The 1,484-nt window shown below is 37.4% G+C and carries 1 protein-coding gene; it reads left to right on the top strand.

Going from position 1 to position 1,484, the window contains the following annotated elements; all coding sequences use genetic code 11:
* The first annotated feature begins 166 nt into the window (after positions 1-166).
* Entirely contained in the window at positions 167-613 is a 447-nt protein-coding gene (locus AB1414_20710; protein ID MEW6609832.1) for a hypothetical protein, read from the top strand.
* The last annotated feature ends 871 nt before the right edge of the window (positions 614-1,484 follow it).

Genomic DNA, 1,484 nt, shown 5'->3' with positions numbered 1-1,484 from the left:
GAAGGACAACCCCCTAACCCCCTTTATGAAGGGGGAATATCTGTTCTACACCATAGGATACGAGTCTGTGGATACTATACTAATTCGCTAATCTCTAATTCACTAATTCGCTATTTTCAGGGGAAACCAATATGGCTTTATCCACCAAACATTCCAGGAGTATTTAGTGGCAAAACAAATGGTAAAATCAGTAAAAGATTCCTGGGAAAAGTATATCTCTGAATTTCTTTACAACCCCCGCTATGAAGAAATATGGAGGCTGGTGGCAGGTAAGATTGGCATAATTCAAGAAAGCGGTGAGAAGGCAAGCCTTTATATAAAAAGGATTTACGAAGATACTGATAAGATTAATGCACAAATCCTTAAGAAGAACCTTTTGCTCTCTGCCAAAGCCCTTTCAGATACCGTCTCTTATGATGAGGAGCTGAATAATAGGATTGTATCTGACCTCTTTGATGCCTGCATTAAGGATGAACTAACACCACATAGAGAACAACTCTTCTTTGCCATCCGGCAATTAAAAGGAAGGGAAGAAGGTGAAAGGCTTTGTGCCCGTCTGGTAGATGGACTAAAGGATTTTAATACTCGATGTTCAAGTTTTTTAAAGGTATAAAGATTTAACCGCAAAGAGCGCAAAGGAAGGTTTCGCAAAGGACGCAAAGAAAGGAAAACAGGTCTATAAACGAAAACGAACTTTCAAATATTGTTAATTGCTTATAAATTTCAATGTATTAAGACTCAAGGAAGGAATTAAAAGGGTGGTGAACAACCTATAATCTTTGCGTTCTTTGCGGTTAATTTCTTTGCGTTCTTTGCGGTTAAAAAAGGATAAACCACTTAATCTTAAAAAAAACTTGAATATCGAATAATAGGTATGTTCGTTCTGCCGCAGCAGAGGCAATCTGGAATCTCTCGCTGGTCTAAACCCAGGTTCATAAGAAGCGGAAATTTTCCTTATAGCGGTTATTAACTGGAAGTTTACATAGGATAATACCCATAAATAAGGCATGAGAATAATCGTTCCGTTAGGAACATAATATCGGTAGGAATAGATAGACAAATCAATCAGTTCCGTAGGAACGATATATTGGTAGAAAATTTATGGAAAGCCATTTTACCGATATATTGTCCCTATGGGACATTGGAATCGTTCAGGTGGTAATTCACCGCAGAGACGCAGAGGAACAGAGAAGACATAGGAATAAATCACATAATGAGATTCTTTAATATTTTTCCCCTTTTTCCCTACTTTTCCCTTTTTCCTTACGGACACCTGAACGCTTACATAGATTTTAATTTTTTTCTCTGCGTCTCTGTGTCTGTTATGTAAAGTGTCAAGCTTTTTTTTATTTTTTTACTTAGAGCCTATCCGAAAAATAGCTTAAGATAATGTTCCCCTTTGCCGATTTATATAGAGAAGGGTTTTTACTCAATCTATACTGAAAAAGGAGGGGGACAAGATGGCTGATGGAGAAATGGGTGTA

Source organism: bacterium (genome assembly GCA_040755795.1).
Lineage (GTDB): Bacteria > UBA9089 > CG2-30-40-21 > CG2-30-40-21 > SBAY01 > JBFLXS01.
The sequence above is the reverse complement of the archived record's forward strand: the minus strand, read 5'-3'. Positions and strand labels throughout refer to the sequence as shown.